The sequence below is a fragment of the Streptomyces niveiscabiei genome (assembly GCF_001419795.1).
Taxonomy (GTDB): Bacteria; Actinomycetota; Actinomycetes; order Streptomycetales; family Streptomycetaceae; genus Streptomyces; species Streptomyces niveiscabiei.
This window is the reverse complement of the sequence record NZ_LIRL01000795.1, coordinates 1-4,141: the sequence shown is the minus strand read 5'-3', so window position 1 is coordinate 4,141 and position 4,141 is coordinate 1. Positions and strand designations below refer to the sequence as shown.

Here is a 4,141-nt window from a genome sequence, read left to right as displayed (position 1 = left end):
ACCATGCCCCCCACCCCCAACGAAACGATCACAGCACCCCAGTCGATGACATGCGGCAACCCGGGAAAGAACGCGAAAAACGCCAACCCGGCCACAACTCCCCCAATAAACCCACCCACTCCAACCCGCCGCAGCCACTCGCCTTGCTGCTCCCTCACAACACCCCTCATTTCGTCACGTGGTGACACTGACTCACCCGCCGCACTCCACCGACATACAGATGCGCACACGCCCTGCCGTAACGCGGCAGCGTCTGGGGGGAGTTGTTCCGCATAGGGTCGATCTTGCACTCACTGTGCGTAACACCGCGTGAGGTTCGGTACACCTTGTTGTCCGTGTCGGAGTACGTGAAGTCGATCCGCCAATTACAGAACCCACTGCTGAGCGCCCCGACGAACGCACAGTCGACCCCGGCATTCTGATACGTGATCTTCCGCCCGCTCCCCCTGATCGCATGCGTGAACACACACCCGGTAGGCACCTTCACGGTCATCCCACCCACGCTGTACTCGAAGGTCCGCACCGGGGTGGTTCCCACGGCAGTGGCATACGCCGCCCCCGCCGTCCCGAACCCGAACACACTCCCCAAGGCGATCCCGGCGACAACCCGCAACACCCGCTTCCCGCCCACGACATCCCTCCTGTCATATTCCTGCCGCACTTCTCCGGCGACTGCCCGGAACAACCCCCGCACCCCGAGCCGGTTACTCGAACAACGACGAAGTCACCGGACCGAGCGAGCGCGGGGCAATCAACCAAGCGCCCCCGGAGGGGAGTTCTCCATCGGCAGCCGCCTCCGGCTGCCCGCGCGCGAGACGCTGGCAGAGCCTCGTGACAGACGCCCCTCACAGGCTGGCCCTCCGCGTGCGCGCGAGTCGGTCGAGTTGGGCGGCCTGGTGCAGGAACGCGGGGAATCCCCGCCCGCGGCACCGGGACGGAGACTGTGGCGCAGGCCGCGCAGCCCAGGCGAAGGCCGCGCCAAAGGTTTCTACGGTGAAGGCGTCCGGAGGCGGCGGTACTTCCAAGCCGGGCGGCAACGCAGGCGGTTCCTCGCGGGGCAGCGGTGGGTCCAGCGGGGGGCGGCGGTTCAGGCAAGGCCGGCAGTGGCAGTGGTGGGGGCGGCGGTTCGGGAGGGTGTGCCCAGCGCACGCGGGGACGCCGGGGACCGTGCCCCGCCTCCTCGCCCTCGGCGGTAACCCCGACGAAGTCATCTTCACGAATGCGGCTACCTTGGCCCGGGACTCCGAACGCGCCTGGACGGCCGTTCTGAAGAAGGTCTGTGTCCGGTGCCAGGCTGACTATCCCAACCGCGAGGGCAACTTCGTACCCGGCATCCAAGGGGATCCGGGCGGGCCGTGGGGAGATTGACGGTGAGCCTCTTTGAGACCGAACTGGGGAAGTTCGACTGGGAGCGGATGGAGTGCGGCTGCGGTGAGAGCGCGGCGCACCTTCCGGGGCGGATCAGGGAACTGGCCGGCGTCGGCGAGGCGTACGGCGGCGAGGCGTTCACCACCCCTCTCCACGACCATGTCATGACCCCCGCAGATGGTCTTCTCCCGGTGTCCGCGGCGTTCATCCCGATCGCGTACGCCGCCCTTGCCGGCCCGCTGTCCGAACCTGCCCGGCGGGAGATGCTTGGCTGGATTCTCCGCATCGTCGGCCCCGCGATCGACTCGGACGACGATGTCTCGACCGCCTGTGTCGAGGCCGCCCGCCAGGGCCTGCCACTCCTCTACTCCGAGGTCGCCCAGGGCCCCTCCGAGGCCGGCGCGGCTTACGCCTTTGAGACGCTTCTGCTGATCGAGGAGGACCTGGACCGGCTGCGAGCGGTGCAGGCGGAGGCCAGGGAGAGGCTGCCGTGGGATTTGCGGTCGGAGGAGATCTGATTCCGCGCTGAGCCAGGGCATTGGGCCAGGGGTCACTCTGGGGGAAACCTGATGGCCTACAAAGCTGCCGCGCAGACGAAGAAGACCGGCAACCCGGTCCAGCAGCAGGCCCATGCGAAGGCTGCGCTCAAGGTCTCTACGGTGAAGAGTGCCGGCGGGGTAGAGGGAGCAAGAGCGGCGGCTCCAAGCCGGGCGGTACCTCTGGAGGGTCGTGACGCGGGAGCGGCGGTGGGGCCAGCGGGGGCGGTGGTTCCGGGAAGGCCGAGAGCGGTGGTTCCTGCCCGATCAACAACGGCTTCGTTCCTGGCACCAAGGTCCTGATGGCCGACGGCTCCACCAAGCCGATCGAGAAGGTCAAGGCCGGAGACAAGGTCATCGCCACCGATCCCGAGTCGGGCGAGACCCGCGCCCGGACGGTCACGGCCGAGATCAAGGGCAAGGGCCTCAAGCACCTCGTCAAGGTCACGATCGACATCGACGGGGACAAGGGCACCAAGACGGCCTCGGTCACCGCGACCGACGGACACCCGTTCTGGGTTCCCGAGCTTCGGGAGTGGGTGGATGCCACTGACCTGAGGATCGGGGAGTGGCTGCGGACGAGCGCGGGGACGTTTGTCCAGATCACGGCGATCGAGCGGTGGACGGAACAGGCGTCGGCTGTTCACAACCTGACAGTCGGCGATGTTCACACGTACTACGTGGTGGCAGCCGACTCGCCGATCCTCGTCCACAATGCCAACTGCCCCACGGCGGAAGAAAGAGCTCATGCCCGGGCTTCGGAGACTGCTGCGCGTTCCTCGAACCCAGGGGGCTCGACCGGCACGGACGGTGCTACGGGCGGATACCTCTGGATCGAGGGACATGGAACGTTCGACCTCGTGTCGAGCAGACCCTTCCCGGGATACCAGCCGCCGGCTGGAGCTGCGGCCGGGTACGAAACACACGTCGAGGCTCAGGCAGCTGCGTTGATGCAGCACTTCCAGGCGACGAACGCGCGGCTGATGATCAGCCACCCCAATGGCGTCTGTGGTACATGCGCCAGCACAATTCGCGCGATGCTCCCGACGGGTGCGGAACTCACCGTGAGATTCCAGCACGGGAGAAGGTTCTTCACGGGTGGAGTTTTCGTCGGAGACTGACACCGACAAGAATGGTTCGAGTCCCGTTAGTGGAGAGCGGATCTCCATGAGGCTACAGTCGTCAAGGCTGTAGCCTCATGGGCTGTGTTCCGTTTCTTGTCCTGCGTGTGGCATGATTCGTGGATGGTTGATGGATTGCCCGCCCCGCGCACACTCCTTGAGGAGACGGATTGGTCTCGCCTGGAGCACGGAGGTGGGCTGGCGGCGCCTGAAACGCTGGCCAAACTGGCCGGTCTTATGTCCGGGGACGCCGAGGCGGCAACCATTGCTCTGGATCACCTCTGGAACGATCTTCTGCATCAAGGGTCTCTCTACTCCGCAACGCCTGCGGCCGCTCTGTATGCCGCTGCCGTTCTAGGCGAGTCGAAGGGCGGGGAATCCTTGACCACCCCGCATCGAATCAAGCTGCTGGAGTGGCTGGCCGAAGCGGCTTACGCCGTAAGCCTTTCAAGGGAGCGGCAACTCGAAGAGTGGTTCGGTTCTGCGGTCATGGATCGCAATCCCCTCTTCGGGGAGATGAAGGCGATTCGGCCTGTTATTTTTCGGGAAATCTCCCCTTATGTATCCGATTCGGATAGGGGTGTGATGGAAGCCGCGCTGCTTGCTGCTGTCCACCTCTTGGACGCTCCGGAGCTTTCGTCTCATGTGGAAGAAATATCCCCCAAGGTGCGGAGTGTGTTGGCCGCCAGTGACAAGCAGGGATATCGTGATGCGGCGATTTCGCAGCTTGAAGCCTGGGGGGAAGAGGTTGAGTCGCTAAAGCATGCGGCAGGGGCGACAGGCGGCAAGGAAGACTCGTGGGATGAATTTTGGGGATCGGATAGAGGGTCTCCCGATGATTCGCCCTTTTGAGGAAAAGGGTCTATTGATGATTTCCATATAGGGTTACGTCGAGGAAGATTCTGACTCTCGTTGTGCGATTTCCTCCAGGGTGATGATCTTGAAGTCCTGGAGTCTTCGGACCATCTGTGATGCGAGGTACCAGGGGAGAGCTGGGTGTCCGTAGGGGAGGAAGTCGGCGGTGTGCGGTGTGGGTTGGATGCCGTTGGGGCCGTAGCTGTACGGGGTGCCGAGGACTCCGTGGAGGCGTGGGGTGGGGACGAGGAGGATGTTGGG

At 64.7% G+C, this 4,141-nt stretch carries 3 protein-coding genes and 2 pseudogenes; 3 read left to right on the top strand and 2 right to left on the bottom strand.

Annotated elements, in window-relative coordinates; all coding sequences use genetic code 11:
* Positions 1-166: 166 nt before the first annotated feature.
* Positions 167-613, bottom strand: coding sequence for a hypothetical protein (locus AOK24_RS33925; RefSeq protein WP_055723846.1), 447 nt, complete (start codon positions 611-613; stop codon positions 167-169).
* A gap of 751 nt (positions 614-1,364) precedes the next feature.
* Between AOK24_RS33925 and AOK24_RS33920 the strand changes: the two genes are divergently transcribed.
* The 3 genes and pseudogenes from AOK24_RS33920 to AOK24_RS48825 all read left to right on the top strand — a co-directional run bounded on the left by AOK24_RS33920 (position 1,365) and on the right by AOK24_RS48825 (position 3,877).
* Entirely contained in the window at positions 1,365-1,886 is a 522-nt protein-coding gene (locus AOK24_RS33920) for a hypothetical protein (RefSeq protein ID WP_159052074.1), read from the top strand.
* A 54-nt stretch (positions 1,887-1,940) separates the two neighbouring features.
* Positions 1,941-3,025 (top strand): annotated as a pseudogene (locus AOK24_RS51485) (polymorphic toxin-type HINT domain-containing protein); the annotation flags it as partial.
* Positions 3,026-3,148: 123 nt separating this feature from the next.
* The gene (locus AOK24_RS48825) at positions 3,149-3,877 is read left to right on the top strand and encodes a hypothetical protein (protein WP_133258237.1); all 729 of its coding nucleotides are present in this window, start codon (positions 3,149-3,151) and stop codon (positions 3,875-3,877) included.
* A gap of 33 nt (positions 3,878-3,910) precedes the next feature.
* Here the strand turns inward: AOK24_RS48825 and AOK24_RS49900 are convergent.
* Positions 3,911-4,141, bottom strand: a pseudogene (locus AOK24_RS49900) (hypothetical protein); the annotation flags it as partial.

Coding starts and splice junctions, on each gene's coding strand:
- AOK24_RS48825 (WP_133258237.1), top strand. CDS start 3,149: ATGGTTGATGGATTGCCCGCCCCGCGCACACTCCTTGAGGAGACGGAT.